Annotated in this window: 20 protein-coding genes; 8 read left to right on the top strand and 12 right to left on the bottom strand. The window is 57.6% G+C overall.

Annotated elements, in window-relative coordinates; all coding sequences use genetic code 11:
* Positions 1 to 44: 44 nt before the first annotated feature.
* On the bottom strand, positions 45 to 563 hold the full coding sequence (locus soil367_RS13175; RefSeq protein ID WP_136549531.1) for a c-type cytochrome: 519 nt from the start codon (positions 561 to 563) through the stop codon (positions 45 to 47).
* Positions 564 to 833: 270 nt separating this feature from the next.
* On the opposite strand from soil367_RS13175, the gene soil367_RS13170 reads away from it, so the two are divergent.
* The gene (locus soil367_RS13170; protein WP_136549530.1) at positions 834 to 1,166 is read left to right on the top strand and encodes a four-helix bundle copper-binding protein; all 333 of its coding nucleotides are present in this window, start codon (positions 834 to 836) and stop codon (positions 1,164 to 1,166) included.
* A gap of 87 nt (positions 1,167 to 1,253) precedes the next feature.
* Here soil367_RS13170 and soil367_RS13165 read toward each other — a convergent pair whose 3' ends face one another.
* The 5 genes from soil367_RS13165 to soil367_RS13145 all read right to left on the bottom strand — a co-directional run bounded on the left by soil367_RS13165 (position 1,254) and on the right by soil367_RS13145 (position 11,267).
* On the bottom strand, positions 1,254 to 3,035 hold the full coding sequence (locus soil367_RS13165; RefSeq protein ID WP_136549529.1) for a thiamine pyrophosphate-requiring protein: 1,782 nt from the start codon (positions 3,033 to 3,035) through the stop codon (positions 1,254 to 1,256).
* 146 nt (positions 3,036 to 3,181) lie between these two features.
* Entirely contained in the window at positions 3,182 to 5,566 is a 2,385-nt protein-coding gene (locus soil367_RS13160; protein ID WP_136549528.1) for an EAL domain-containing protein, read from the bottom strand.
* Positions 5,556 to 6,014 (bottom strand): response regulator, encoded by a 459-nt coding sequence (locus tag soil367_RS13155; RefSeq protein ID WP_136549527.1) that lies wholly within the window; start codon positions 6,012 to 6,014, stop codon positions 5,556 to 5,558. The genes soil367_RS13160 and soil367_RS13155 overlap by 11 nt, the downstream gene beginning before the upstream one ends.
* A gap of 18 nt (positions 6,015 to 6,032) precedes the next feature.
* Entirely contained in the window at positions 6,033 to 9,845 is a 3,813-nt protein-coding gene (locus soil367_RS18915; protein ID WP_216642717.1) for a PAS domain S-box protein, read from the bottom strand.
* Positions 9,846 to 10,049: 204 nt separating this feature from the next.
* Positions 10,050 to 11,267: a serine hydrolase domain-containing protein gene (locus soil367_RS13145; protein WP_136549526.1), complete on the bottom strand. Its 1,218-nt coding sequence runs from the start codon at positions 11,265 to 11,267 to the stop codon at positions 10,050 to 10,052.
* A 328-nt stretch (positions 11,268 to 11,595) separates the two neighbouring features.
* On the opposite strand from soil367_RS13145, the gene soil367_RS13140 reads away from it, so the two are divergent.
* On the top strand, positions 11,596 to 12,618 hold the full coding sequence (locus tag soil367_RS13140; protein WP_342777437.1) for a metal-dependent hydrolase: 1,023 nt from the start codon (positions 11,596 to 11,598) through the stop codon (positions 12,616 to 12,618).
* 171 nt (positions 12,619 to 12,789) lie between these two features.
* Here soil367_RS13140 and soil367_RS13135 read toward each other — a convergent pair whose 3' ends face one another.
* From soil367_RS13135 to soil367_RS13120, 4 genes are all read right to left on the bottom strand, one after another.
* Positions 12,790 to 13,017: a hypothetical protein gene (locus soil367_RS13135; protein WP_136549524.1), complete on the bottom strand. Its 228-nt coding sequence runs from the start codon at positions 13,015 to 13,017 to the stop codon at positions 12,790 to 12,792.
* Positions 13,018 to 13,376: 359 nt separating this feature from the next.
* Positions 13,377 to 13,982, bottom strand: coding sequence for a class I SAM-dependent methyltransferase (locus tag soil367_RS13130; protein ID WP_136549523.1), 606 nt, complete (start codon positions 13,980 to 13,982; stop codon positions 13,377 to 13,379).
* Positions 13,975 to 14,589, bottom strand: a complete 615-nt coding sequence (locus soil367_RS13125) for a DedA family protein (protein ID WP_136549522.1) — start codon at positions 14,587 to 14,589, stop codon at positions 13,975 to 13,977. Before soil367_RS13125 ends, soil367_RS13130 begins: the two co-directional genes overlap by 8 nt.
* A 222-nt stretch (positions 14,590 to 14,811) precedes the next feature.
* On the bottom strand, positions 14,812 to 15,804 hold the full coding sequence (locus tag soil367_RS13120) for a VanZ family protein (protein WP_136549521.1): 993 nt from the start codon (positions 15,802 to 15,804) through the stop codon (positions 14,812 to 14,814).
* Positions 15,805 to 16,057: 253 nt separating this feature from the next.
* Here soil367_RS13120 and soil367_RS13115 point away from each other — a divergent pair, with 253 nt between their 5' ends.
* Both soil367_RS13115 and soil367_RS13110 read left to right on the top strand, forming a co-directional pair.
* A complete protein-coding gene (locus soil367_RS13115; protein WP_136549520.1) occupies positions 16,058 to 16,486 on the top strand; it encodes a DUF4383 domain-containing protein in 429 nt (142 codons plus the stop codon).
* Positions 16,487 to 16,783: 297 nt separating this feature from the next.
* Positions 16,784 to 18,643 carry a YbhB/YbcL family Raf kinase inhibitor-like protein gene (locus soil367_RS13110; protein WP_136549519.1) on the top strand — a complete coding sequence of 620 codons (1,860 nt, stop codon included), beginning with the start codon at positions 16,784 to 16,786 and terminating at the stop codon, positions 18,641 to 18,643.
* 47 nt (positions 18,644 to 18,690) lie between these two features.
* On the opposite strand, the gene soil367_RS13105 is transcribed toward soil367_RS13110, so the two are convergent.
* Positions 18,691 to 19,626, bottom strand: a complete 936-nt coding sequence (locus soil367_RS13105; protein WP_136549518.1) for a prenyltransferase — start codon at positions 19,624 to 19,626, stop codon at positions 18,691 to 18,693.
* Positions 19,627 to 19,715: 89 nt separating this feature from the next.
* On the opposite strand from soil367_RS13105, the gene soil367_RS13100 reads away from it, so the two are divergent.
* Complete coding sequence (locus tag soil367_RS13100; protein ID WP_136549517.1) at positions 19,716 to 20,774, top strand: AI-2E family transporter; 1,059 nt, start codon at positions 19,716 to 19,718, stop codon at positions 20,772 to 20,774.
* A 21-nt stretch (positions 20,775 to 20,795) separates the two neighbouring features.
* Here the strand turns inward: soil367_RS13100 and thpD are convergent, their stop codons facing one another.
* On the bottom strand, positions 20,796 to 21,746 hold the full coding sequence (gene thpD / locus soil367_RS13095) for an ectoine hydroxylase (RefSeq protein ID WP_136549516.1): 951 nt from the start codon (positions 21,744 to 21,746) through the stop codon (positions 20,796 to 20,798).
* A 202-nt stretch (positions 21,747 to 21,948) separates the two neighbouring features.
* On the opposite strand from thpD, the gene soil367_RS13090 reads away from it, so the two are divergent.
* From soil367_RS13090 to soil367_RS13080, 3 genes are all read left to right on the top strand, one after another.
* Entirely contained in the window at positions 21,949 to 22,692 is a 744-nt protein-coding gene (locus tag soil367_RS13090) for a Crp/Fnr family transcriptional regulator (RefSeq protein ID WP_136549515.1), read from the top strand.
* 29 nt (positions 22,693 to 22,721) lie between these two features.
* Entirely contained in the window at positions 22,722 to 24,368 is a 1,647-nt protein-coding gene (locus soil367_RS13085; RefSeq protein WP_136549514.1) for a glycerol-3-phosphate dehydrogenase/oxidase, read from the top strand.
* Between the two features lie 102 nt (positions 24,369 to 24,470).
* The gene (locus soil367_RS13080; RefSeq protein WP_136549513.1) at positions 24,471 to 26,231 is read left to right on the top strand and encodes an AMP-binding protein; all 1,761 of its coding nucleotides are present in this window, start codon (positions 24,471 to 24,473) and stop codon (positions 26,229 to 26,231) included.
* Positions 26,232 to 26,241 lie beyond the last annotated feature (10 nt).

Below are 26,241 nucleotides of genomic sequence, written 5' to 3'. Positions count from 1 at the left end.
AGGACAGCCATTGAACTCTGGAAGGATGCTAACGTTGACCGAGGCTAAGGTCTCTCGTCGGCCGGTAGGGTCAGCCGCTGATAGGTTTCTGCGGTCATTCGGGGTAACTGGTCGGCAAACGCCACGATGGCCCAGAGTGCGTCATCGGGGAACGTCTCTCCCCAGGCCGGCATGCCGGTCATTTTTATCCCGTGCTTCACAATCCAGAACTGCTCCTGCAGTGACCGATTGTGTTGTTCAGCGTCCAGACGGGGCGGCGAGGGGTTCAGTCCCTGCTGGAGCCCGTTGCTGCTCAGCCCGGGCCCAAGGTGGCATTGCTCACAATGGCCAGCGTAGAGGAGCGCTCCGTCCGTGAGGCGCTTCTTCTGTGCGATGCCGTCCGGCACCTCAATGTCATTTGCTCGCCGCTGTATCGACTGGTTTCGGGACATCTGCAGCAGAAGATAAACCGGTGCCGTATGCGGCTCGTCTGCGGCGATGTTGTAAATGCCGGTCCAGGCAAAAGCGAGGCCCATCAGCACAAAGGCTACGCCTGCGTATATCAAAGCCTTGAGGTACTTCATGCAGTTCCCTGTGCTAGTGATACGGCCAAGTTCGAGAGCACTGTTTGCGGGCTGTGAGAAGCCTGTTCAGATCATCGCCGCTAACCGTCTCGGGTTCAAATGGACGGGATTAGGGCTCTGTAAGTTTTGGCCTCTCTGTATGGGCCCAAGCAACCCCACGAGACAGGCCGAGATGAGCAGTTAACAGGATGCTAACTTGCTGGTGGGCACGCATCTGGTGCTAATTTTAATGGCGATTTCGTACACAGAATCTCAAGGAGGAATTCAACAATGCAGCAATTGGAGCAATACAGATCCTGTCTCGAAGCCTGCAATGCCTGCGCAGACTACTGCGACATGTGCTCGGTGGCCTGTCTCCAGGAAGACAACGTCAAGATGATGGCGGACTGCATCCGCAACAACATGGACTGCGCAGCCATCTGCCGGGTCGCAGCCGCGTATATGGCGCGTAACAGCAAATACGCCAAACAGATGTCTGCACTGTGCGCCAAAATTTGCCAGGCCTGTGCGGATGAATGTGGCAAGCATGATCATGATCATTGCCAGGAGTGCGCGAAAGCCTGTCAGCGTTGCGCCGATGAGTGTCTGAAAATGGCCGCGTAATTGGCGATTGCCGCTACGCTCCGACCGGGACGTAGCGGGTTATATTGTGCGCAGGCTTTATCCCCTAAAGTCCCGCACCGGGCGCTACTAGCGCTTTAGATAGCGCGCGGCCATACCCCTGAATGATTGCCGTAGCATCTGTCCGGACTCCGGATCCCCTTTAAGAATGGAGCCGAGATAACTCTTCACTTGGGTGAAGTCAAAGTGCGTGGGCAGAGGCGGAACATTGGCGTCAACGACGGCGTTGATGACCACCGGGCAGTTACTGTTGAACGCGTCTTCCCATACCGTACCGACATCGTCCGGGTTGTCCAGGCGAACGCCCTTGAGCCCAAGCATGTTGGCGTAATTGTCATACTCGAAAGGCGGCAGCGCCTGTGAAGTTTCGAACTTGGGTTCGCCTTCCATGGCGCGCTGCTCCCAGGTGACCTGGCTGAGGTCCTGGTTGTTCAGCACCAAAACGATAAACCGCGGGTCATGCCACTCCGTCCAGTGCTGTGCGAGCGTGATCAGCCCGTTGTTGCCGAGCATCTGCATAGCACCGTCGCCCACCATGGCAATGACCGGGCGCGCGGGATAGGCAAATTTCGCAGCCAGCGCATAGGGGACGCCGGCGCCCATTGAAGCGAGTCCGCCGGATGTGGTGCCAGTAATGCCGCGACTGGTGATGCGAAGGTAACGTGCGTACCAGTCTGTGGCGGTGCCAACGTCGCATGCCAATAAGGCATCGGCAGGCAGACGTGCGGACAGTTCCCTGAAAACCTTCTGGGGGTTTAGCGGATTGGCCGGGGCTTCGGCCCGTTCAGCAAGGAGTTCCCACCAACGCTCTATGCGTCCGCGCAAGGACTTCGCCCACTCGTGGTCGTCCCGGGGCTGAATCAGAGGCAGTAAGGCCTCAAGCGTCGCAGCGGCGTCGCCGTGGAGATTGACCTCGGTGGGGAAACGCAGCCCCAGGTTGGCCGCGTCAACATCTATCTGGACGCAGCGAACCTTGCCCGAGTGAGGCAGAAATTCGGCGTAGGGAAAGCTGGTACCTACCATCAGCAGTGTATCGCAATGACTCATCATCCAGTCGCTGGGTTCCGTCCCCAGCAAGCCAAGCCCGCCGGTAACGAGCGGGTGATCGTCATTGATCATGGTCTTGGCAAGGAGCGCTTTAGCAACCCCGGCGCCCAGGCGTTCGGCCAACAGCATCAGAGGCTCTACCGCATGACGAACCCCGGCTCCCGCCAGGATGGCAACCCTCGCGCCATTGTTGAGAATGTCGGCTGCGGCATCCAGATCCTGGCTGGCTGGCACCGGGACAGAAGGGCGATAGCCGATCCCCGAGAACGTATTGCCGTGCTCAGGTTCAGGATCCGCCATGGGCGCATCTTGCAGGTCGTTAGGGACAACAAGACAGGTCACCGTGCGTTTGGCGCAGGCAATGCGGACGGCCCGATCAATGACATGCCGGGCCTGCGCGGGCGTGGTGAGCGTCTGGCTGTATTCTGAGACGCCCTTGAACAGGCTCTCGAGGTCGACTTCCTGTTGATAGCTTGATCCCAGGCTGGCGCGCGCCTGCTGGCCGACGATAGCAACCACCGGCATGTGGTCCTTGCGGGCGTCGTAAAGGCCATTAAGCGCGTGTATGGCGCCAGGCCCTGAGGTTGTGACCACAACGCCGGGCTGCTCGGTGTACTTCGCATGCCCGCAGGCCATGAACGCAGCGAGCTCTTCGTGCCGGGTCTGGATAAGCCTGACCTTGCCCTCCGCGCGTCGTAGGGCGCCCATCACGCCGTTTATGCCGTCCCCGGAGTAACCGTACACGCGGGATATGCCCCAGGAATGGAGACGTTCAACAATAAAATCCGCGACGGTCTGGCTCATCCCTTGCCTCCTGTACCATCGTGCAGCCTGTGAGTGCGCTTTGCGCAGGCAAGCCGGTTTCGAGGCTTGCCTCTATCACCTTAAACCAGCTTGGTTAAAGATGCATCATGCAGCAATTCGAGGCGAAAGCTGAAGCCTGGGAGGTACTAGAATGAGGGAGCGCCGGTATAGGACGCGAGGAATTCGGTCAACTGGGCCATAGGCATGGGACGCGCGAAAAAATACCCCTGGAAGATGTCACAAGCATTGTCGCGAAGGAAAGCAGCCTGGGGCCCGGTCTCAACGCCCTCAGCGACTACCTTGAGTTTGAGGTGGTGCGCCATGGAAATAATACCCTGGGTGATCGCAGCGTCCTTGGGATCATTGGTTATTTCCTGGATAAACGACCGGTCAATCTTGACCTTGGTAATAGGCAGCCGTTTCAGGTAACTGAGGCTCGAGAATCCCGTCCCGAAGTCGTCAATAGAAATGCCCACCCCCAACTCCCGTAACTCGTGCAAGGTTGCGATTACGCGGGCGGGGTCGTGCAGAAGCACGGACTCGACTATTTCCAGCTCCAGGAGGTGGTTCGGCAGGCAGGTGGTCTCAAGGGTCCGCTTGACGATGTCGACGAAGTTTCCGGGCTGGAACTGGATCGGCGAAACATTGACCGAAACCACATTGGTCCTGTGGCCGCTGTCGTAGAGTAGCCGGTTTTGCCGGCACGCGGTCTCAAGAATCCATTGGCTCATTGGAATAATCTGGCCAGTGTCCTCGGCCACCGGGATGAAATCGGCAGGTGAGACCATGCCGCGTTCCGGGTGGTTCCAGCGAATGAGGGCTTCCATGCCACCGACACGACCACTGCGTGCGTCGATCAGAGGCTGGAAGTAGAGCTCGAACTCTTCGCTTTCGATGGCCTTCTGTAATTCGCTGCGCAAGGTCACCCGATCCATCATCGACTGATTCAGCTCACTTGTGAACCAGTGGTAGGTGTTCCGGCCTTCCTGCTTGGCCTGATTCATGGCCAGGTCCGCCCGCTGAACTAGAACCATCGGCTCTTCGACGTTACCGTCGCTCAAAGCAATGCCCGCACTGGCTGTAACCCGGATGCGCTGGTCACCGACCTGATAGGGGCGGGCAACATTCTCGAGAATGCGCTCGACGATGTGGAGCAGATCCTCGTCGCGCACGAGATTGGGCACCAGGACGACAAACTCATCGGCGCTTAACCGGGCCAGCGTATCGCCGGGCCGGATATTGACATCGATGCGAGCCGCAACCTCGATCAATACCTGGTCGCCCACTTTATGGCTCAGGGCATCATTGATGGGTTTGAAGCCGTCCAGGTCGATGAATATAACGCCCAGACGCAAGCTGCCACGGGCCGCCATCATACAGGCCTGGCGCAGGCGGTCCTCCAGCAGGGCGCGATTCGGCAGGCCTGTCAGGACGTCATGGCTTGTGTTGTAGGCCAGAGCGGACTCGACGCTTTTCTGATGCGTGATGTCGTTCTGGATGCCAATGAAATGCGTGACCTCGCCTTGCTCATCAGGTACCGGCGCCACAAAAAGATCGTTCCAGAAAGCCGTACCGTCCTTGCGGAAGTTTCGAAGAACAACATGGACTTCCTGTTTGGCCGCGAGGCTTTTGCGTAGTTTATCGAGTGCAGGTTGGTGGGTTTCCGACTGCTGCAGGAACCGACAGTTCTTGCCCAGCACCTCTTCGGCGGTGTAGCCACTGACTTTCTCAAAAGCCCCGTTGACGTAAATAATCGGCAGGTCCGGCAGGCGTGCATCGGATATAACCACGCCGCTGTCCGTCACTTCCAGGCTACGTTGCAGCAGTCTGAGCTGTTTCTCAGCTTCCTTGCGCGGGCCAATGTCGCGAAGTGAAAGCAACTGCATGCTCTCTCTGTTCCAGAGCGTTCGGGAAAGCTGGCCCTCTACATCAAGGAAAGTGCCATCGGCGAGAGGCAGACGCCACTCGAACAGGCTCTCGTCTGTTTCCGGCAGCGTTATCTGCTGGAGTTGTAAATGCTCGGGATCATGAAAGAGCTGCTCGGCCGCCGGGTTGGCGTAGCGAATGCCGCCCTGATCATCCACCACCAGCATGGCGTCCCGGGAATCGGTCAGCAGCTGCAGGAAAACCTGCTCGTTCTGGGCTCTGTCAACGGCGTAGCGGATACTGCGAGCCAGGCTGGTGCTGTCAACCTCGCCTTTGATGAGGTAATCGGAAGCGCCGAGATCAATCGCGGCACTATCGAGTGTATCGTCGCCATGTCCTGTAAGAAGGATGATTGGCGTGCGGATGTGGTTCCTGCGTACCTGGCGGATCAGGTCGATGCCCGAGTCGGCGTTCAGACGATAGTCAATTATGGCGACGTCGTAGGACTGCCCCAACACGGCTTTCATGCCGTCGTTATAGTTGTCGATCCAGTCAACGGTGCAGGCGAGACTGCTCGCGCCCAGCAGAAGCTCTTTTGTGAGTATGAAGTCGTCTTCATCGTCTTCAATAAGCAGGATGTTAAGTATGGGTTTTTCAACAACCATGGGCGCCTGCTTTTTCCGGTAAAGCCACCGTCGTCAGCCAATACTCGGTCAGTGACCTGACTATGGTAACGAGGGCGTCGTAACTTGAAGGTTTGGTGATGAAGGAGTTTGCGCCGGCCCGATAGGCGGCAGCGATATCCCGCGGATCGGAGGAAGTGCTCAGGACGATAGCCGGCAGGTTGCAGTGTTCTGCGCTGGCCCGCAGTTCGCGTAGCACTTCAAGGCCGTCTTTGCGCGGCATGTTGAGATCAAGCAACAGCAAACCGGGCACTGGGAAATTACCGTGTTCAGGGGGGCGGCCGGCCAGAAACGCCGTGACCTCTTCGCCGTCCTGCATGAAATGCAGGGAATCGGTGATTCCGCACTGGGCGAAAGCCTCTCTGACCAACTCGCGGTCGTCCGGATCGTCCTCGGCAACCAGGATATGCATCCGTGATCTTGTTGTCATTGTGCCGGATCTCCGAGCTTAAACCCTGGTGAAGCGCACCCTGAAAGTCGTACCCAGCCCAGGGGTACTTTCGGCGCTTATCGCGGCATCATGCCGCTCCAGTACTTTGGCCACAATCGCCAGACCTATACCCGTCCCCGGATAGGCCTGACGAGAATGCAGGCGCTGAAAGGGATCGAATATGCGATCCAGATACTTTTCATCAAACCCGATGCCGTTGTCAGACACGCACAGGGTCCATGCCTCAGCTGTCAGACTCTCAGCATAGACCCGGATTAGTGGCGGCACCTCCATTTGACGAAATTTTATCGCATTGCTGAGCAAATTCTGAACAACTTGCCGGATTTGCGTCGCATCCCCCACGGTTTCTGGCAGCTCTCCCCTGATTACCTCGACGCCGCCATCCCTGAGCGCGGTCTCAAGATCGCCCAGGACTTCGGTGGCTATGCGGTTCATGTCGAGTTGGACAAACGGCTCCTGCCGGGTCGATACCCTTGAATAGGCGAGCAGGTCGCGGATAAGCGTTTGCATGCGGTGAGCAGCAGATCCCATCCTTTGCAGATAGTCGCGTCCCTGTTCATCAAGCCCCATAGCCCGGCTCTGTAACCGTTCGCCAAAAGCCTGAATCTTGCGCAAGGGCTCCTGAAGGTCGTGGGAGGCGACGAACGCGAACTTCTCCAGCTCCTCATTGCTTGCCGCAAGCTCGCTCAGGGTGCTTTGCAGTTTTCGCTCAGTCGCCTTGCGGTCCGTTATGTCGCGGGCAGCGCAGAAAATAATCCCGCCATCTGCGGTCGCGTTCAGCTCGATCCATCGCGGGGAACCATCCCGTCCCACAGCCTGAATCTCAAGATCGTGTACTTGCTGGCCGGCCTGCAGGCGCAGTACGGCCCGACGGACCTTGTCCTTGTCTTTACCAGAGATCAGGTCAGTGTACGGTGTGCCTACCAGGCTCCCCTCGGAGACGTTAAGAGTGTGGTCAAAGGCGGGGTTGGTCTGCAGGAAAGCGCCGTGGCTGTCGAGGGTGAAATACATATCAAGGGAGAGCTGGAAGAACTGGTCCCGTTCGCGCAGGGCCTGGATCATACGGTTCCGATCGGTGATGTTCTTGGCGATTCCGAAAACACCGACGACTTCACCGCCAACCACGACGGGAAGGTTGGTGACTTCAAGGTCGATAGCGGAGCCGTCCCGCGCCTGGCAGCGGGTCTGATAATGCTGGGCCATGCCCGAAAGCGCAGCGCTGAAATGTTCCCGCACCTTCGGCCGCTCCTCGGGCACGAGCGCAACGGCGAAGTGCTTACCCAGGACATCCGCTGAGGTATAGCCCAGAAGGCCCGCCGCTGCATGATTGAAACTCTTGAAGATGCCATCCTGGTCCATGGAGTACACAGGATCCGGATTGTAAGTGAACAGGCTGCGATAGCGCTGTTCACTTTCCACCAGTTGGCGCCGGTCGCGGTGTCGGTCAAGGGCGATAGCGGCTAGTTGGCTGCACGTCCAGGCGAAATCGATCTCGGCATCGGTTGGCGGCCCGATCTGGTCCCGGTATGTTACGAGCGTTCCCAGGGTTTCACCGCTGGGAGAAATGACAGGCACGCCCCAGCAGGCACGCAGGCCGTGCACGTCGGCCAGCTGGGCATAGGTCGTGGTGGCGGGCCTGCCGGGTACAGGTACGCACCAGATCGGGTCTGTGGCAATGTTTGCCGAGATCAGCACACCCTGATGCGTTGTCATACGCTGAATCAGGCTGGACTGTTTGCTGATCTCGAGCCCATCCATGGCCGCGGTGTAGGCCCTGGGCAGGTTCGGAGCAGCGCCTTTCAGCAGGTGTTTGCGTTCATGATCCAGTACCCTCAAAGAACACCGGGTGTTGTCCTGGCGGGACTCCCCCAGCAGGCAGACCGCGTCCAGAATTTCAGGCAGGGGCTGGTCAGTGGAGATCATGCTCAGGATGCGCTGGCGGTCGCGTTCCCGGCTCTCTACGGCTACCAGGGCCGTAATGTCGTGCGCGACGCAGAAAAGTGCCTGTTCATCTTCGGACCAGGTGGCGGACCATAACAGATGTGCAGTTGTCCCATCTGTTCGCCGGAACCGGTTCCGAAAGTCCACCGCCAGTCCGCCTCTTCTTTTTGCGTCTCTGGCCGCGGCGGTCGTGGCCCCGATATCGCTGGCGAGGATTTGCTCTTCAAACGGTCTGCCGATAAGTTCTGCCGGCTCATAGCCCAGTATGGTGCGGCAGGCAGGGTTAACCTGGAGCCAACGGCCGTGGCTGTCAAAGGCGCAGAGCAGGTCTTTGGAAAACTCCATAATGCGTTGATTGGCGTCTCTCAGCCTGGACTGTTCAAGCAGGCTTCTGCTTAGCTCAACGTTCGCTGCATCCAACTGTCTGTTGCGCTTGTTCGACTCCCAGGCCAGGCGCTGGCTGATCATGAGCAGCACCGTAAGGCCCAGGCCGAAGAGCAGGAGCATGGGTGGCAGAAAAGCGGATCTCAACAGAGCGCCCTGGCGGTTCATGTAAACGGCGAGTCGCCAGACGGTATCGTGGTGAAACCGGGACACGGTCTCCCCGGCAAGAATCAGCGAGCCGGGCGCCAGTGGGCTTGAGGCATAGAGCAGACGGCCTTGCTCTTCAACACGAACGATATAATTGCTCAGCCCGGGCTTTATATGCCGGCGGATCATGGTCTCGATGTCCAGCAGCGCCACCGCAAGCCGGTCGGTGCGGCCGGGTAATGGGATAGGTGTCGCGATCATCGCAAAAGGTGTGCCCTCGAAGAATACCGGGCTGAGATGTCCCTCGCCTGAGGCAAGCACGTGTGCCAGCCAGGCGCGACTTTCGGCATTGCCGAGTACTCGTTGCAAGTCGGCTTGCCCGAGAGGGTCTCTTGCGGCGGCCCTTGTGGGAAACAGAGCCTGATCCAGCACGCCGATCAGTGCGATATCCGGAAAGTCTCGCAGATAGCTTGCGGTTTCGTGTCGCCAAAGCGCCCCGGACGGGATCTGTTCATTTATCTGCCAGCGCTCCGCGATCCGGTGGATAAGGTCAATATGAGCCAATCGCTGTTGCTCGATCATCTGACGAGCGCTCGCCAGCATCACGTCGCTCTGGTCACGCGCGGTTTCCAGGTTGTGCATATGCATGAAGTGCCAGCCGAGGCATGTTATTACAGTACCCAGGCAGCCAAGCGCCAACGTGCCGCGATCCAGCCGGACCGGCAGCGCAAGCACTTCTGAACCGAGAAGCATGCAGCCGGTGCCAAACAGGATAACGAGTATGCTGGTGTTGAATGTGACCTCTACCTCGTGAGCCAGGCGCATATGATCCATAAGCTGGTCCCAGCCTGGGGCTGCACGCATGATTTCGGTTTCGGGCAAGGTGGTCATCAGCGATAGCACACCTATGGTCATAGCTATCGCCGCCGGGCCTCGAGCCAGAAGCGAACCGGCGTATTTCCCACCGTGCATTCTCAGCGATAGCACGAACAGGGCCACTGTCAGAGAAAGCGCCGGGGGAATATATTGCAGGCTGGATAAGCCGAAATGATTCATTACTGCGAGCGTCGCCGGGAACTGGGCAAGCAGGGAAAAAACCACCACAAGCCCGACCGGTAGGCCAAGGGCCGCGGTTAGTATGCTGCTCTGGTAGAGCGCAGCGAGAAGCATCCCGCCCAACAGTAGCGCTACTCCGGCGACTACTGGTACCGAAGCTGAGGCGTGCGCAGCATGGCCGGCGTACTGTGGCCGGAAGACCAGCAGAATGACGCCTATGGTCAGCACAGCAAAGGCGAGGGTATGCAGATAGGCAAGATAGACCGAACGGCGGGTTCGCATGCTGGATCGTTCTCCTTCCCGCAGGCGAGGGCTTTGGGAGCTGGTAACGGAACGCGAAGCGCAGCGCTTGCGCAATGCTCACCTTAGCGTAGTCGTTTCGCCTGGGAAGGAGCGACTATTTTTGATCGATAGCCGATAGCCGATAGCCGATAGCCGATAGCCGATAAAGACGTGGCCAGCGGCTATGGGACCCGGCGCACGGCTTTAATCTACCAGAGCGCCGTAGACCAGAGCTCGCAGTTCCTGCCGCAACGTATAGGACGAGGACGGAATCAGTTGGGTCATGAACACCATAATGATGTCCTCGACCGGATCTATAAAGAAGTTGGTGCTGGCCATGCCGCCCCAGCCGTACTCACCGACGGACCCAATCGTCTGGGACTTTGCCACGTCGGTCTTGACCGAGAAGCCCAGCCCAAACCCGGACCCGGCGTAAGGCGTCTCGCTGAACCCGCCGGTTGTCAGTCCGGGCAGGTCCTGATTATTGGGTAAGTGGTTCAGTCGCATGAACGCGAGGGTGCTTCGACCGATAATACGCTGGCCATCGAGTGCGCCGCCGTTCCCGAGCGCTTGCGCGAACCTGAAGTAATCATCAATGGTCGAAATAAGACCGCCCCCGCCAGAGAAGTAGCACGACTCCCCACTGAAGAATGAAGTAGCAGGATCGTCCTGCAGCGCAAAGCGATCCCCGGGCTGGTGTTGGTAGCAGGCAGAGAAGCGGTCCAACTTGTCTGCGCCGACGGTAAACCCGGTATCGTGCATGCCCAGGGGCGCGAAAATGTGTTCCTGGAAGTAGTCGTCAAGGGACTGGCCCGAGAGCAGCTGGACCAAATAGCCGACGACGTCGGTAGAGACCGAATAATTCCAGGCTGAGCCGGGGCTGAATTCGAGGGGCAACTCGGCCAGCTGCGTTACCAGCCTCTCCAGGGTTAACTGGGGCCCGCCGTCCAGCCGGAGTTCCCGATAGGCCGCATCAACATTGGTCCGGTTGGAGAAACCGTAGGTCAGGCCTGACATATGAGTCATCAGGTCATGGATCGTCATGGCCCGCGCCGGCGGCGTTGTCACATAGTCCGGGTAGACTCCACTGCTGTAGACGCCAAGGTTTCGCCAGGCTGGGATAAACTTGTGTACCGGGTCGTCAAGTTTGAACTTGCCCTGTTCATAGAGCTGCATCATGGCGATCGAGGTGATCGGCTTGGTCATGGAATAAATGCGGAATAGCGTATCCCGGGCCATGGGTTTGTTGCGCTCGATGTCCATCGAGCCCTGCGCTTTGAGGAACGCAATTTCACCGCGTCGCGCCACCAGCGTCAACGTCCCTGGGAGTCGGCCTGTCGCCAGGTAGTTATTTTCAATATGGGCTTCGATTCTGCCAAGGCGGTGTACGGAGAGGCCGGCGATGGTGGACGGGTGGGGCATAGGGTACTCCATGGCAAAAGGTTGTGGGTTCGGCCGTGCGGAGCATCAGTGTACGGTTTTTTGTGTTCAAGTTCGCCGTAGCGGCGCGAGTCTCTCCCGTCTCTATTTTTCGGCCGTTAATCCAGACCGGCGCAATACCCTTCTTTAGCGTAAACTCGTGCTGCGCTGTGCATGGCTTCTCAGCCAATCAGCTCATTATCAGCGTGGCCACAAGCCGTCAGGCGCCAGGATAGTACCAATCGATTCACCCTGATTCACGCAACCATCGTTTAAGAAAGCAACGTTCAGGCTATTATCACTCAGGCCACTATCACTCAGGTCACTATCAATCAGGTCACTATCAATCAGGCCACTATCAATCGGGACGGGGTCCATAGATTCAATTACACAGGCCGCGCTTGGCGGAGCTCTGGGCGGTGTAGTGCTGGGGAAACAGCTCGGTCGGGCGGCGCTGGTCGGGGGTGCACTGCTCGGAACGGTACCGGATCTTGACGTTTTGATCGACTACGGCAGTGCGGTAGCCAATTTTACCCAGCATCGTGGCTTCAGCCATTCCCTGCTTGTTCTGGTCCCGCTGGCGCTTGTTCTGGGCGCCGTATTGCATCGCTGGCGACCGTATATCTCATTGGCCCGATGGTGCATGTTTACCAGTCTGGTCCTGGTAACACACCCTTTACTCGATGCTTTTACAACTTACGGGACTCAGCTGCTCTGGCCCCTGGCCGGCCCCGCGGCGCTGCATAGCATTTTCATTATCGACCCTTTTTATACACTTCCGCTGCTGATCGCGTGCGCGATCGCTGCGTTCCGCCCCAAAGGGCAGCGTGCCCTTGCTGTCGGGCTTGCGCTCTCTTCTGTCTACCTGGGCTGGAGCTTCGTGGGGCAGCAGCTGATTACCCAGAGGGTCATGCCCATCCTCGTAAATGAGGGACTGGAACATGCGCCCCGGCTGGTCCAGCCGATGCCATTCTCGACGCTCTTCTGGCGAATAACTGTTATGGGGCAGCATGAGCGCCTTGAGATCACCACAGGTTTTCTCAGCAATGAAAGCCCCGCAGTGGAGCGCTATGCCCGCAAGCCTGAGCTGGCACTGGAGGTCGGGCAACTACAGGAAGGGCAGAGGCTGGTGTGGTTTACCCGGGGTTTCCTTGAGTTCGATGTGCGAGAGGGCGTATTGACAGCGACGGACATCCGACTTGGGCTGCCTGGCGCTCACCCGTTTACGTTCGGCCTGGCAGAACGTACAGCGGGACGATGGGCGCCGCTGCCAAGCTATCAGCTGCCACGGCCGGAGTTTGACGTCGCCGCCCTGGCAAATCGAATAGTTGGGTTGCCGCCAGAAGACCGGTAGTTGGGGGCAGCCAATGCGTATGCTGATGGGAGTGCACCATCCGCTTGCCTTATAGTCTGCCGCCGTCGGTTATCCTCTGTGGCGGCTACGCAGGCAGGGCGCTGCCGGCGCCCAGGGGCGCCGTTTCCCGAACTGTACAGGTCTGTTGGACGGATTAGCACAGCTGAGCTATTACACCGCCTGCTTCAGCGTTTCAATGTTCAGCCCGGGCAACGGCGAGAGCATCCGGTTGAGTTCGCGCACGGCATCGCTCAAAGCCGCGAACTCCGCAATCACGCCAGCGGCCGCATGGGTCAGAGCGAAGGTTTCAATGATGGTCTCACCGCGGCTTCCTGTCTCGACGATTCTTATGATCGAGTAGTCCTGATGCGATTTAACCGGTACTTCTTTGATGGCCATGAGAAGGTCTCGATAGGACGAACATGAAAACAAGTAGGGCCGGCATATTCTGCTATCAGCCTTTCGTCGTAGAGATAGTTTGCATCGCCGAAGCTTCAATCTGTAGAAGAAATTCGTAACGGTTGTTGTCACTGTGTCAGCGGAATGTCTTCTTGGGTTTACACGACAGAAAGGAGGCAGGCCATGATTCGGCCATCGTCGACCCGGCAAAGCAGAAAATAAGCGGGCGCTCAGGTAACAAAGCGTGTGAAGCTAATCGAGTTACAGGTCCAATAGGCGCGCTAGGGCTGGGAATTATTAGGGGGGAAACGGGGCTCCTGTTCCGGCAAAACCTGGCCAGAGCAGGAGCACAGGTAGCGCTATGCTTTTTCTTTATCCCAACGATAAACGCGCATCGGCGGGATATTTCGCAACTCCAGCCTGGACTCGGCTTTGCCCATAAATGGCTGGGTGATCTTGGCAACTTCGTCGCGGAACTGGTAAGCGATAAAACGTCCACTGTCGGAAAGATTCTCGCGGATCGCTTTAACTATATTCTGGCCAACCTGCTTCGGCATCGTCGAGAATGGAATACCCGAAATCACCACATCAGGTGCGCCCAGGTTACGGTCCTTGAGAATCCTGCCAAGGTCTTCCGCGCTTCCCAGATGATTGATCAGACGGGAATCCTCGATGCCGTTGAGGAGGTCAATGAAGTCGGGGCTCATATCGATGGTCAGCAGCTTCGAGTCCCGTGGGAGGTTTCTCAGGATGGCCCGGGTTGTGCCTCCGGTACCTGGCCCTAATTCCACTACCAGGTGCGCAGTAGAGACATCTGCCGCGTCCAGAATACGCTGCTCCAGAAAGCGCGAGCTGGGGATGACCGAGCCGACCTCTTGAGGGTTACGCAGAAATCCCGCAAAAAATGCGAGACGGTTTGTTTCACGACTCTCCGTGACGGTCGAGCTCAAGCTTTTTTCATTCATGAATTCCCCCGGTTGAAGCAACCTTCTTGTTATCGATTCCGTTCACCGTGCCGACGGTCGACTTTCTGGCCCGCAAAGCATACCTGATAAGCAGGGCAGCTATCAGGAGAACGACCGGTATCACTATACCGTAGCCGTTGTATTGCTCCAGAAATCGGCCGATAGCGCGACCAAAAAAGAACCCCAGTGACGTAATCACCAGCGTCCAGACGATTGTGCCAATGAGATTGAGGCTGTGAAAAAGGCCGGGCCTGATGCCGCTGGCGCCGATGGCCAGTGGAGCGATGGTTCGCATGCCATAGAAAAACCGGTAACCCAGAATCAACAGATACCGATGCTCATGCAAGCGCAGTGCAAAGCGCTCATAGCGGGCCAGCCTTTCTGGTGAACGCTGCATGAGTGCAGGCCCCTTGCTAAGCCCCAGATGATAGAGAGCCGCTTCACTGCAGTACGTCCCGACGGCGCCGCAAAGGATGACTGCCGGAAAGCTGAGATAGTCCTTGGCGGCGAAGAAACCCCCGAGCAGGAGTACGGATTCCCCCTCGATAATGGTACCGAGAAAGATAGCGAGGTAACCGAATTGATTAATTAAGGCTTCGATTTCCAAAAGATTCCGATTCCAAGAGGGCCGCGGATATCAGCGACTTCGTCCGGTATTACTGTACCGCACTGTAAAGCCATTCAGGACACCCTGGATGCTACAGTGGTCGATTCTTCATGAGAGACCCGCGCATTGTAAGTTACGAACGAGTAACCGAGTGTGTGCCAGGTCTCTCTGTTAATGATTTTGCGGAAGAATTGTACATAAAAAGCATTGCGGCGGCGTTCGTCAGCCACCGGGTTTCCGGCCGTCTAACCGAAGATCGGTCAGAAACACAGTGCGCGGTACCTGTACTTTACTGGTAAAGAGGCCAAGGCGCCGGATCCGCGTCATGTCCATAAGTCGCGACGACGGCGCAGATGCGACATCTTCGAGCTGGATCTCGTATCGATTCCACCCCGGCTGCAAGGTTATGGTTTGGTTAAAACGGTCGTTGTAGGCATTGCTGCCACGGTCGTGCTGCAGGTCGTTTATCCGCAGGGTGAGAGAAACAGTGGTCGCGTCAGGGTTGAATAACGACAAGTTCAACTGTCGATAAGCACTCCAGTCTCCGTGGAGCCTGTTCAGGAACGCGCCGGAATAGCGCCCTGTGTCCAGCATGATTGCCATCCCTGGAGCCGCCCGCGGGCCGAAGTTGTGGGCGAGTTTCACGTCTCCGGTCCAGTTTCGGATACTAGCGGGGTCAGCGAAATCTGTTAGCAGCGGAAACTGTATGGCCAGGCGAGTCTGCTGATGAGCCTGGCTGATCACGGGTAGAAGGTAGGCGACAAGCAAGAGCAGAGAGATGCCGCGGCAGAGCCAGATGACAACGCGCCGTCCTGTGGTCGTGCAACGCGTGGACTGTCGCCAGGCCATGACCAGCCAGGCACCGGTCAGGTTACCCATTACGTCAGCCCAACTGACTTCGCGTCCGATAAAGCTTTGAAGGGCTTCGATCATCATGCCCAGAATGAGTACGGCTATGCTCACGCCAATGGCTTGCCTGGCACCACCGACGCCCCGGAGCAGTTGGTAGCTCAGCGTAAAAAGGGCAAAGAAGAGAATATGCCCCAGGTCCCAGGATGCTTTAATCAGAGGGGTCGAGGCCCAATCGGGGCCGCCAACGAAGAACAGCGGCGAAATGGCGATCAGCAGGACGGCAAGAAGAGCCTGTAGGGAGTGGGGCTTTTCAAAGGAAACGGACAATGCTCTGGCTTCGGTTCGGGAACGGGCCTGTACCATACCGGGACCTGTTGCAGCACGCCAGCGGCACAGTCCGGGCTGTCCGGGGTGTCAGAATAAAGGATACGAAAGAGCTGCGCCCATGGGCCACTGAAAAATCCCTGAAAGGAGCCCCATGGGTGACTAAAACTGTAACCCTGAAGAATTGTATGGATTAAAAAATACTGTAAACCTATTGTCGGGAAGGGGGTCCCTCTTTCCCTTGATCACGACGCAGCATTGACGCTGCGACATTCGTTAGACAGGAGGTTTTATGGTCAAGAAGTTCGCATTGATATTCGGTATTGTCTACGCCGTCGTAGGGGTGCTCGGTTTCATCCCGGCGCTGGTTGTTGCGCCTGAGCTTTCGGGCGACCTCGCGGTTGAAGCCGGACACGGCTGGTTGCTGGGTATATTCCCTGTCAACGTTGTGCATAACCTCGTGCACCTTGGGATCGGTATCTGGGGTATTCTGGCCGCGAAGGCATTTGCTTCTTCGGTTTTCTATGCCAAGGCTAACGCGGTGATATTCGCTCTCCTGGCCATCCTGGGGATTATCCCAGCCACCGACACCCTGTTCGGGCTGGTACCGCTTTATGGCAACGATATCTGGTTGCATGTTCTTAACGCAGTGGTTGCTGGTTACTTCGGTTTCGGCCCACCTGCGCGGGCCGATGTGCACACCAGCACCGGCCGGGTCTGAACTCCGGGACGCAGTCCGGGTTCAGCTCGGCTGACCAGTTCAGCCGGCGAGACCTGACCCAAAGCAGTTCGAGGGGCCTTCGCGGCCCCTCTTTCGTGGTTCCATGCCCGAACGGGACACCAGATTACTGCCAGTCGGCCGAAGGACTTGGCAGGATTGCAACGTTTTTGAACAGAGATCATAGTATCGGCGTCATGCCAAAGAACGCCGCGGGTCGATTCCCGGTTTCAATATGGGGCCAAGCGACGGCTGCCGGGAGTCCGATTATCCACATTGTCGATAAAGAGCAAGGACGCAATGAAATCTACTCTCAGTTCATCGCTTTTCATGGGTCTCGCCCTGGTCAGTCTCAGTGTTGCTGCTCAGGACGCCACCCTGCCCAAAACCTTTGAAGACCCGAGCTCGGTCGATGTCCAGATAACGGCGCACGTTGTCGAGCCAAAAGCTGTTGAGCCACCTGCGAATCTCGCTGACAGGGTCAAGTTGCCGGCCGGTTTTCAGATTGAAGTCTTCGCGGATAAGCTGATCAATCCACGGATGCTGGCGATGGCGGACAACGGTGCTGTTTACGTCACCCGCCGCTCGGTGGGTGATGTGCTCATGTTGCGGGACAATGACGGCGACGGTCAGGCAGATCAGCGCGAAGTGGTCGCAAGCAGGCCGCAGATGCACGGTATTGCCGTACAAGGCTCAACAATGTACCTGGTCACCGTCAACGAACTTTATCGGGCGGATATAGGCCGAAACGGGACACTTGGCGAACTGGAACTCCTGCTGGACGATTTGCCCGATGCCGGTCAGCACCCCAATCGCACACTGGTGGTCGGCCCCGACGGGAAACTCTATCTGAGCGTAGGCTCGACCTGTAACGCCTGTGGCGAATCAAATATCGAGAATGCGACGATGCTGCAGGTCGAGCCGGACGGCTCTAAGCGCAGCATCTACGCCAGTGGCTTACGCAATACTATCGGTTTCGGCTTTCATCCCGTTACGGGTGAGCTGTTCGGCATGGACCATGGCATCGACTGGCTGGGCGACAATGTTCAGCATGAAGAGCTGAATCACATTTTAAAGGGCGAACAATACGGCTGGCCCTACATCTATGCGGATAGCCGACACAACCCCCAGGATCAGCCGCCTGGCGATATTTCCATGGACACCTGGGCAGAACAGAGCCGCGAGCCCGTTGGCTATTACACGCCCCATGCCGCGCCCATGCAGTTGGCTTTCTACACCGCTGATCAGTTCCCCGAGGCGTACCACGGCGATGCCTTTGTTGCCATGCGAGGTTCCTGGAACAGGAAGCCGCCCTCTGGATATGAAGTGGTTCGGGTTCTGTTCGATGAGGCGGGCAAGCCCACCGGGTTCGAGCCATTCCTGACCGGCTTCCTTTCGGAAAAAAATGAAGAGCAGGCATCTGGGCCGGGGCCAACCTGGACACAGACCGCGCGCCTGGCCGGCGTAACCGTAGCGAATGATGGGGCATTGCTGGTCTCCGATGACAGTAACGGCATCATCTATCGGATCAGCTACACCGGCGAAGCAGCCAGCGGCGCCGATGCATCCCCTGGAGCATTTACAAACTCGGACGGCGCGAATGTCCGGGTATCGCCTGGCGCCGCGGCCGGGACTTTGGCAGAGAGGCCTGCGGAATTGTCGCACGAGTTGGTTAACGCAACGGATACCGATCTGAACCTGAAGTCACCGGCGTTTGAACACGACGCCAGCATTCCCCAGAAATTCGGCGCCGAAGGCGAAAATATTTCCCCGCCGCTGTCCTGGGAAAAAGGACCTGAGGGGACTGAAAGCTATGTGATCTTCATGGAAGATCCGGGCGTCTCAAAAAAACCACCGTTTGTGCATTGGCTCGTATACAACCTGCCGCCTGATGTAAATCAACTGCGGGAAGGTATACCTGCAGCCCCGCTCCTGGCAGATCCAAAAGGTACGCTGCAGGGTCAGAATGACCGCGGCGCGCTGGGATACTTCGGGCCCCGCCCGCCGAAGGGCCAGCCAGCCCACAGTTACCATTTTCAGGTCATGGCACTGGATACGACCCTGGAACTCCCGTTTGGCGCTACCCGGGCCGAATTGCTTGAGGCGGTGGAAGGGCACGTCCTTGCCAGGGGCGGTCTGGTTGGCACCTTCAAACGGTAGCTGACGGGCGATGCCGGCGCTAACGGCCAGGGCTGCCAGGGCCGACGCTACAGCAGGTTCATGATCGGGACGACGCTGTACCAGAGGGTATAGGTGAGCGCCACGATCAGAAGACCATCAATGCGACCTGTCACTGGCGTTTTCCAGTACCGGAAGATCAGAGCCGCAAGCAGCAGGCTATGCAGTGCAGACCAGGGTGGCAGCTCTGCTAAAACGCCCCGGGTGCTTGCGGCATACCCAATGAGTACCACCGAAAGCGGGACAGCAAGCGTAACCAGCAAGGCGATAAGGGCCGTTGGTCGCCGGCCGAGACGGACCACGAGGGTTCGCTTACCGGCGGCTTTGTCGGCCTCAAGGTCCGGCAGTCCCGCAAGAAGAATCGAAGGGAGAATGGCCAGAAAAAGGGGGGCGCTTACAAGCCAGGGGAAAGGGTGGGTCCAGGAGGCGCCCTGAACAATGAAACCGCAGAGTATGGCCGCCGTACTGTGGGTTAACGCGACATCAAGCTCACCCAGACCGCGCCACGCCAGTTTCAGCGGCGGTGTGGTATAGCCTGGCCCAAGCGCGAGCATGGCCGCGAAGAGAAGGGCAACCGCTAAACCAAGGTCGTACCTGAGCAAGAGCGCAGCTGTCAGCAGGACGGCTAACAAGACACAGGCAGCCGCACCCCAGGACAGGTCAGTTTTACTCAGTCGCCCGTCCACAAGGGTTCTGGAGCCGCCATTGAATTGGCTTGCATGACGGTTGTGCCGGTCGCTCTCGTAGTCGAACAGATCATTGGTAAAGACAGTCGCAGCCTCGACCAGGAACGCAACCGCGTAACCTAGCCAGTACGCGCCCGGGTCCAACCTGCCCTGTATCGCAGCCGCGCCCAGGGCCCCGAGTGTGTAGGCCAGCCAGGTCATGGGATAGAACTGAAGGCGAAGCGCCCGCAGCCAGTTGAGAAGTTTTTGGTTGGTTACATTTTCGGTGTTGCCTGCCATCCCTGGGTCACCTTTTATGTGTAATCCGTGCTTAGCGGAAGAGCGCGGACCGATATGGAAAAATACCAAACGAGAAGGAGCGCAAACACATGCCGGAGCACAATCAGGGCACTTGGGCCAACAATTACAGCCGAAGAGTATGGCTCGCCGTGGCGGCCGGTTCAGTTGCCGTTACGCTCCTGGTTCTGCTTTGGAATGGCTTTGGCGTTCTCCTGACCATTTTCGCGGCAGTGTTGCTGGGCCTGGCTTTGCTGGCGCCGGCCCATTGGCTGAGCCAACACAGCTTTCTTTCGCAGCGCTGGGCCCTGACTGCAGTCCTGCTTGCGATCATTGGGTCTTTCACACTGCTCGGCAACGTTTTTGCAAGTAACCTGGCTGATCAGTTTCAGCAGATGGTTGACGCTCTGCCTGCCTCCGTGGGCGAGCTGGAGGCGCGCATCCGCAAATGGCCACTTGGCGATCACATCGTTGAAGAATTCAACCTGAGACAGCTGGGCAGTGATCTCCTGGGAAAAGGCATGTCGCAAATGAGCTTCGTACTGTCGACGACGCTGGGTGCTGCCTTCACTGTCTTTTTCATCATCGCGGTGGCGCTTTTTTTTGCTTTCGAACCCGGCACCTACAGGCGTGGTTTCCTGCGCCTTCTTCCGCCAGCGCGGCGAGACCGCACCGAGCAGTTACTCTTCCTGCTCCGTCACAAACTCAACTGGTGGATGCTGGGCCGGTTGGCTTCGATGACCGTTGTCGGCTTGGCCACCAGCCTCGGGCTATGGTTGTTGGGAATGCCGATGTACCTTTCTCTTGGTGCTCTGGCGGCGATACTGGTGTTTATTCCCAACCTGGGGCCTCTAATCTCTGCTATTCCCGCTTTGTTGATAGCACTTTCTGAGGGTTTGGCAGGTCAGGTGGCGTTGCTCTACATCGGCGTGCAGACCGTCGAAAGCAACCTGATCACACCGCTGATTGACCGCAAGTCGGTCAAGTTGCCGCCGGCGTTGCTGTTCTCTGCACAGATCAGTCTGGGGCTGGTGGCAGGTACCCTCGGGCTGGTGCTCGCTGCGCCGCTGACGGTCCTGGCCATGGTACTCACCCACCAGGTATGGGTGGAAGGCTGGCTGGAGAAAGGCAACAGCGCAAGCGTGGACTAAAAAGTGGCGTCGGGAACCGGCCTAGTTGCTGTAGACGTGCTGAGTTTCATCGGCCTCGACATGGCGTTCTTGCATGGTCAACGGCTTGACGTTTTTACGCGCGCCCAGAAACTCAGGACGTGCTGCCGATCCGCTGAAGGGCTCGACCAGTTGATTCTCGACACTGTTGTAGACGAAGAACAGGTTAGCCCGGGGCCAGGGTGACATGTTGCTGTTTGAGGCATGCAGGGTGTTGCATTCGAACAACAGCAGAGAGCCTGCTGGTCCGGTAGGTGCCTCGATTCCGCCGCGCTCAGCCAGAGCTGCAATATGGCTGCGGTCGGGAACACCAATGCTCTGATCCTTCAGCGATTGTTTCCAGTTATCCGCGGGCGTGCGGCCGACGCAAGGCACGAAATAATCGTGGGAGCCGGGTATGAGCATGAGCGGGCCATTGAAGGGACTGTTGTCCGTCAGCATCAGTGACGCGCTCACTGCTCGCATTTCTGGCATGCCGTCCTCTGCATGCCAGGTTTCAAAGTCTGAATGCCACTCGAAACCGCTACCCGCAAAGCCGGTTTTACTGTTTATACGGGACTGATGGATGTAGACATCCCCGCCGAGGAGCTGCTGCACCATACCCAGTATTCGTGGGTCCCGGGTCAGCTGGTCGAAGCGCTCGGAGAGCTCGTGCATAGCGAAAACTGAGCGTAGATCGCCACTTTGCGGGTCTTTGATGACCTGTTCTGAATTTGCCAGGGCAGTGTCCTTCGCCAGCTCCTGAAGCTCATCCAGAAACGGCGTGACCCGGTCGCGGGAGAAGAAACCATCGAACCAGAGAAAACCGTCTCGCTCGAAACGGGCCAGGCTCTGTTCATCCAGCGGACCCTGCCATCGTTTCGGACCTTGAGCGTGAACGGTGGGTGCTGTGCGACGAAGTCTGTCGGCCGGCGAATCCAGTCTGGATGGATAAAAGTCTGTACGCTGTAGCATATCTTAACTCCTTGTAATTAAAGCTAATCTCCTGGAGTGAACGGTAACAATGGGGGCCGTCGGTCACCAGAACATAGGTTAAATAGTGGCGGCCACCAGTTGTTTTCAAGGGTTACGTTTTCTATAGGCAGGGGCTTTTAATGGTATCGTTAGCGATGCTACATGGCCTTCGGTTGAAGGCTCTTTGAAAGGACCGACTAATATGGAACACAGTTGCATCGTTCGACATTTTCAGCATTTCCGATCTCTGTCAGAAAGCGATGCGGACTTGCTCAAGACGCTGGAACAGGACCCGGTGAAGTATCGAAAGAATGCGACGGTCTGGAGTGAGCATGAGGAAGAGACCCATTTTTTCACTTTGAAATCCGGTTGGGCCTGCGCCTTCCACAACCTGGAAGATGGCAGCCGGCAAATCCTCGATATCTTTGTGCCCGGCGACATCATAGGCATTCGAGAGTGTGCTTTCCGTCGGCGGCTGGTAAGTGTTGTAACGCTTACAGAAGCTGAGCTTTGTCCTTTTCCCCAGGATCGGCTGGCCAAGGTATTTGCGCAGTCCTCGACACTGGCCGGGCTTTTTTTCATGATCTCATCAGCAGACCAGGCCATACTGCTGCAGCGCCTGATCAACCTGGGAAGACGCAACGCGCTGGTCAAGCTCTCTCACTTTCTGGTCGAGATCTGCGAACGGCTCAAGCGGGCCTGCGTCGAACTGGACCAGGACTTTCACTTGCCGCTTTCTCAGGCATTGCTTGGCGATGCGCTCGGGCTGAGTGCGGTACACGTTAACCGAACGGTCAAGATCCTGAAGGAGAAGCAGCTTATCGGTCGCGGCCATGGCTCGGTTGATGTGCTTGACCTGAACGGTTTGAAAGAGATTGCGAATTTTGATGATTCTTATCTGGAGCGTGGTTCGTTGACCGCCTTGGTTGATGGCGTCACCGAGTAGTCAGAGACCTCCCGAATGTTAGGTGCCCTATGCAGTTAAGAGCCGCAAAGATTGCCGCCCTAAAGGCCACTGAATTCGATGTTTTAGTGGTGGGGGCGGGGATCAACGGGGCCGTTTCGGCGGCTGCCCTTTCTGCCAAAGGCGTCAAGGTCGGTCTTATCGACAAGCGCGACTTTGCGGGCTTCACCAGTCAGCAGTCCTCCAACCTCGCCTGGGGCGGCATCAAGTACCTCGAGAGTTTCGAGTTCGGGTTGGTGCGCAAGCTGTGCAAATCCCGTAATGCACTGATCAGGTCTTATCCATCCACTGTAAAGGAAATCCGCTTCCTCGCCTCGCTCGGCCAGGGATTCCGTTATCCGGGCTGGGTCATGTATCTCGTTACCTTGCTGTATTGGGTTATGGGTGACTGTTTTACCCGGTCGCCCAGACTGCTCGGGCGAAGCCGAATCGCTCGTGAGGAACCCATTATCGACGTCGAGCGCTGTATCGGTGGGTTCGAGTACTCAGACGCCTACCTGTACGACAACGATGCCCGTTTTGTTTTCAACTTCGTTCGCTCAGCCCTGACTTCCGGGGCGGCGGCCGCCAACTATGTCGAATCGTTGGGGGCGACAAAGATACAGGGGCTCTGGCATGTCAGGGCACGGGACGTGCTTAGTGGCGACTCGTTCTCCATCAAGACCAAAGTCCTGATCAACGCCTGCGGCCCTTTTGTCGATCATCACAACAGTCTGGTCGGGCAAGTCTCGAAACACCGCCATGTTTTTTCGAAAGGCATCCACCTCATCGTAGACCGGCTGACGCCATCAAATCGGGTGCTCGCGTTCTTTGCCGATGATGGTCGGCTTTTTTTCGTGATCCCCATGGGTACCAAGACGTGTATCGGCACGACGGATACCCGTACCGACAGCCCATTCGCCAGTGTGACAGCAGCCGACCGTCGCTTTGTACTGGACAACATCAATGCCCGCCTGAAGCTGAAGCAGCCGCTCACGACCAAAGATATTATCTCGGAGCGTTGCGGCGTCCGCCCATTAGTGGTCGAGGGCGCGGGAAGCGACGACTGGCTCAGTCTGTCACGACGACATCTGGTCGAAGCCGACCTGTCCAGGCGTTACCTCAGCATATACGGGGGCAAGCTGACGGATTGTCTCAACGTCGGCAACGAAGTCGTCGACCGTGTTGAAGCATGCGGGGTCAAAGTCCCTCTCAAAGTTGAAAAGTGGTTCGGCGAGCCACCGGCCGAGGTGAGGGCGGCGTTTTTTGCGGAAGCGTCGCAAATGGGGCTGGACGGCATGACGCCTGCGTCGTCTTCTGAAAAGCTGTCTATCCGGTTCTGGCGACGTTATGGCCGAGACGCGTTTGAACTACTTGCCAAGATCCGCAAGGAACCAGCGCAAGCGCTACCGGTTATGGCTGGCGCGGAATACCTCCGCTGTGAACTGGAACAGGCCGCCCGGTATGAAATGGTGTCGAAGCTTGAAGATTTTCTGCGGCGGCGGTCGAAAATCGAACTGGTGCTCCGCCGCGCTGAGCTCAGGGCTTCTGGCGGCCTGAAGGAGATTTGCAGCCTGTTGTTTGGCGATATGGCGGAGCAGAAGTTAGAGGAGTATTTTGAACAGAACACGGCTGATGACGGCGGATTCCCGGGGGATGCGTCAGCCACGAAAGGCTGAGCCTGGCTTGACTCGGTTTCAGGACCCGCGTATCAAACGCAGTGCATGCGTTTAAACTTGGGCGCGTGCCTTTTAAGACAAACTATCGAGGAGACAACAATAATGAAAGCGGCCTCTGATAATGCCGAAGAGAATAAAACAAGCGCACAGGGTTCAGCCGCCGAAGTCTACGACGCCCGGCCCTGGCTGAAACACTATCCCGAAGGAACAAAGCCGGACCTCGAGCCTGCGAGTTACAGGAACATCGGTGATATCATTCGCCAGGCGAGTCAGGAGAATGGTTCCAAAACGGCCTTTACGACATGCCTGCCAAACGGCACCACCGGCAGCCTGACCTTCGCCGAGGTCGACCGCATGACCGATGCCTTCGCGGCATACCTGCGGCACGACATGGGTCTGGCCAAAGGCGACCGGGTCGCGATTCAGAGTCCCAACTGTCTTGCTTACCCCATCTTTCTTTTTGGCGCAGCCAAGGCGGGCTGCGTCATCGTCAATATCAACCCCCTTTACACCGTACCTGAGATCAACCATGCCCTGGATGACTCCCGGGCGCGGCTGCTGCTCATGATCGACATGTTTGCCGACAAGCTGCCCAAGGTTCTACCGAAGAGCACCGTCGAACAGGTGTTGATCACGAGCGTCGCTGATTTCTTTCCGCCGCTGCGCAAAGCGCTGGTCAAGGGCGTACAGAAGCTCAAGAAAATGGTGCCAAGGAACGAGGTTGACTCCATGCCGTTCACCAAGGCTATCAGCCAGGGTGAGCACTACCTGAAAAAGGGTGGCAGCGCCGAGTTTGATGTCAGCCTTGATGACCTGCTGGCGCTGCAGTACACCGGGGGCACAACCGGGCGGCCCAAAGGCGCAATGCTGACCCACCGCAACCTGGTCAGTAACGTCGGTCAGTCCTATGCCAACCTGCGCCGCTACCTGCCTGAAAACCGGACGGCACTGACCGCGCTGCCCATGTACCATATTTTTGCGATGGGCGTGAGCGTGATTTTTTACAGCGTGGGTGGGCACAACGTGCTGATCCCGTCGCCGCGCCCGGTGTCTAATCTCAAGGCGGCGTTCGAGAAGTTCGACTTCACCTTTTTCTCCGGTGTGAACACGCTCTTTGCCGGCCTGCTGAACGAAGAATGGTTCCGGCAGTCGCCACCGAAGAACCTGGGTATCACGATCGGCGGGGGAACCGCCGTGCAGAATGCTGTGGCCGAGCGCTGGCAGGACGTCGTCAAAAACCCGATTGTGCAGGCCTACGGTCTGACCGAGACGAGCCCCGGGGTGACCACCAACCCTCTGGAGCGGACCAAGCTGGGCAGCATCGGCATCCCGTACGCGGGCACTTACGTTCGCATCGTCGACGACGAAGGCAACCCCGTACCCCAAGGCGAGCCTGGCGAGTTGGTGGTGAAGGGACCGCAGGTCATGAAGGGGTACTGGGAGCGGGCAGAAGCGACAGCTGAATCTATTCGCGACGGTTGGTTCCACACCGGTGACGTGGCCATCATGGACGAGGACGGTTACTTCTTCATCGTCGATCGCAAAAAGGACATGGTGCTGGTCTCGGGTTTCAATGTGTACCCCAACGAAATCGAGGAAGTCATTGCGCGCCATCCCGGCGTGCTTTCGGTCGGGGTAGTCGGCGTTCCCGACCCTGAAAGTGGGGAAGCGGTCAGGGCGTATGTGGTGCCCAAAGATGATTCTGTGACCGAGCAATCCATAAGGGACTTCTGCAGGCAGTCGCTGACAGCGTACAAGGTGCCTAAAAAAGTGATTTTCCGGGAAGAGATTCCGATGACCCCTGTGGGTAAGGTGTTGCGCAAGGACCTACGTGACGAGGCGCTGAAAGAAAGCGGAAACTGATAACGGAACC

It is taken from the genome of Hydrocarboniclastica marina, from assembly GCF_004851605.1.
In the GTDB taxonomy this organism is placed as follows: domain Bacteria; phylum Pseudomonadota; class Gammaproteobacteria; order Pseudomonadales; family Oleiphilaceae; genus Hydrocarboniclastica; species Hydrocarboniclastica marina.
The sequence above is the reverse complement of the archived record's forward strand: the minus strand, read 5'-3'. Positions and strand labels throughout refer to the sequence as shown.

Excerpts from the sequence above, each read along its gene's own strand:
- thpD (WP_136549516.1), bottom strand. The coding sequence starts at position 21,746 with ATGCTACAGCGTACAGACTTTTATCCATCCAGACTGGATTCGCCGGCC.
- soil367_RS13175 (WP_136549531.1), bottom strand. The coding sequence starts at position 563 with ATGAAGTACCTCAAGGCTTTGATATACGCAGGCGTAGCCTTTGTGCTG.
- soil367_RS13160 (WP_136549528.1), bottom strand. The coding sequence starts at position 5,566 with ATGGTTGTTGAAAAACCCATACTTAACATCCTGCTTATTGAAGACGAT.
- soil367_RS13090 (WP_136549515.1), top strand. The coding sequence starts at position 21,949 with ATGGAACACAGTTGCATCGTTCGACATTTTCAGCATTTCCGATCTCTG.
- soil367_RS13080 (WP_136549513.1), top strand. The coding sequence starts at position 24,471 with ATGAAAGCGGCCTCTGATAATGCCGAAGAGAATAAAACAAGCGCACAG.
- soil367_RS13110 (WP_136549519.1), top strand. The coding sequence starts at position 16,784 with ATGAAATCTACTCTCAGTTCATCGCTTTTCATGGGTCTCGCCCTGGTC.
- soil367_RS13115 (WP_136549520.1), top strand. The coding sequence starts at position 16,058 with ATGGTCAAGAAGTTCGCATTGATATTCGGTATTGTCTACGCCGTCGTA.
- soil367_RS13130 (WP_136549523.1), bottom strand. The coding sequence starts at position 13,982 with ATGAATGAAAAAAGCTTGAGCTCGACCGTCACGGAGAGTCGTGAAACA.
- soil367_RS13085 (WP_136549514.1), top strand. The coding sequence starts at position 22,722 with ATGCAGTTAAGAGCCGCAAAGATTGCCGCCCTAAAGGCCACTGAATTC.
- soil367_RS13100 (WP_136549517.1), top strand. The coding sequence starts at position 19,716 with ATGCCGGAGCACAATCAGGGCACTTGGGCCAACAATTACAGCCGAAGA.
- soil367_RS18915 (WP_216642717.1), bottom strand. The coding sequence starts at position 9,845 with ATGCGAACCCGCCGTTCGGTCTATCTTGCCTATCTGCATACCCTCGCC.
- soil367_RS13145 (WP_136549526.1), bottom strand. The coding sequence starts at position 11,267 with ATGCCCCACCCGTCCACCATCGCCGGCCTCTCCGTACACCGCCTTGGC.
- soil367_RS13170 (WP_136549530.1), top strand. The coding sequence starts at position 834 with ATGCAGCAATTGGAGCAATACAGATCCTGTCTCGAAGCCTGCAATGCC.
- soil367_RS13165 (WP_136549529.1), bottom strand. The coding sequence starts at position 3,035 with ATGAGCCAGACCGTCGCGGATTTTATTGTTGAACGTCTCCATTCCTGG.
- soil367_RS13120 (WP_136549521.1), bottom strand. The coding sequence starts at position 15,804 with ATGGTACAGGCCCGTTCCCGAACCGAAGCCAGAGCATTGTCCGTTTCC.
- soil367_RS13155 (WP_136549527.1), bottom strand. The coding sequence starts at position 6,014 with ATGACAACAAGATCACGGATGCATATCCTGGTTGCCGAGGACGATCCG.
- soil367_RS13135 (WP_136549524.1), bottom strand. The coding sequence starts at position 13,017 with ATGGCCATCAAAGAAGTACCGGTTAAATCGCATCAGGACTACTCGATC.
- soil367_RS13105 (WP_136549518.1), bottom strand. The coding sequence starts at position 19,626 with ATGGCAGGCAACACCGAAAATGTAACCAACCAAAAACTTCTCAACTGG.